Source organism: Actinosynnema sp. NPDC023658 (assembly GCF_040639995.1).
GTDB lineage: Bacteria > Actinomycetota > Actinomycetes > Mycobacteriales > Pseudonocardiaceae > Actinosynnema.
Map to the genome: position 1 here is coordinate 1 of NZ_JBFAAX010001223.1, position 1,504 is coordinate 1,504.

The window sequence follows — 1,504 nt, forward strand, 5'->3', positions numbered from 1 at the left end:
GGGGGCGGTGGGTCCGAGCAGCGGGTGGCCGTCGTGGCCGATGGGGCGGTTGCCGTGGTGGAGCCGGTGCACCGGTGCCGTGGCCAGGCCGTGGTGGAGTTGGCCGAGGGCCGCGTCCAGCAGGAAGCGGAGGCTGCCCGCCGTGGGGTCGGGGCCGGGCGCGCGGGCGGGCGCGGCGGATGCCCCGACGTACCAGGCGCCGTCGGCTTGGGGCACGGCGTGCAGGCCGCAGGCGTAGGCGCGGTTGGGCGTCCGCAGGACCGCGTGCAGTGGGACGGGGGCGCCGGCGGTGACGGCGGTGCCGTGCACCGCCAGCACCGGCATCACGGTGAGGTCCGGGTCCAGCGCGTGCAGCACCGGGCTGGTCCAGGCTCCGGCCGCGACGACCGCCGTGGGGGCGGTGTGCGTCCCGTCGGTGCTGTGCACGGCGTAGCCGGACGCTGTAGTGGTCAGCCGTCCACCGAGGACGCGGGTCGTGCCGGGGAGGGCGTCCAGGGCGGCGTCGAGGGTTGCCAGCCAGCACCGCGCGTCCAGGAAACCTTCCGCGGGCAGGTGCAGCGCCCGCAACGCGCGGTCGTTGTCCAGTGGCCGGTAGCCGGGGATGTCCGCGGGGTCGACGTGCTCGACCGGCAGCCCGTGCCGGTCCCCGGCGGCCTGCACGGCGGTGAAAGCGCGTTCGTCCAGTGGTGCGGAGACGGCGTTGAGGAGCATGAACGTCCCCTGGCCGTACCCGTCCTCGGCGGGAGCCGCGGCGGCCGCGCGCTCACGAACGCCCGCGCGCCACGAGGGCCAGCGCTCGGCTGCTTCGACGGCCATCCGCAGCCTCAGGTCACCGTGCGGCCTGGTCAACGACGCGTCGGTGACCTCACCCAGCACACCCAGCATCGCACCGGCCGCGGTCGACGCCGCCGGCCCCGCGAGGCCGCACAGGGCAACCCTGACCCCGGTGCCCTCCGACGCCAGGGCGTAGGCGATCGAACGCCCGAGCACCCCGTCACCGACGACCATGACGTCCACGTCGAACCGGTTGTATCCCATCACGAATCCCAGTCCTCAGTGGCCGGTGCGGGGGCTGATGAGCGCGCCGTGGTGGAAGCCCAGACGTGGGTCGGACCAGGGGCGCAGGCCGTCGACGTGCTCGTGCAGGTCGGGCATCTTGACGCGCAGCCGGACGGTGCAGGCGGGGTAGTCGTAGACGGTGATGGTGTTGAGGCCGCGGTTGGCGGTGAAGAGAAGGGTCTGGTCGGCGGAGAGCTGGCAGGCGTAGACGCCGTCGATCAGGGTGCCGCGGCTGACGCGCAGGGCGGCGAGGAAGTGCTTGGTGCTCGCCAGGGCCGAGCCGCGGGTGAGGACGTCGAGGACCTGTCGCGCGGCTTGGCGGCCGGCCTTGACCTGGTCGAGCAGGTCGGCACGTTCGACACGAACAACCTGGGCTGACGCCGTTCCCCGGACGGGGTGGCCGGTGACGGGGTGACCCGGCCGGCCACCCCGTTCCCGTTCGTCC

At 74.3% G+C, this 1,504-nt stretch carries 2 protein-coding genes; both read right to left on the bottom strand.

What is annotated here, in order from left to right:
* On the bottom strand, window positions 1-1,038 hold a 1,038-nt coding region (locus AB0G02_RS39715), incomplete at its 3' end, for an FAD-dependent oxidoreductase (protein ID WP_360805551.1).
* 15 nt (window positions 1,039-1,053) lie between these two features.
* A partial coding sequence (locus AB0G02_RS39720; protein ID WP_360805548.1) for a hypothetical protein occupies window positions 1,054-1,504 on the bottom strand: 451 nt, incomplete at its 5' end.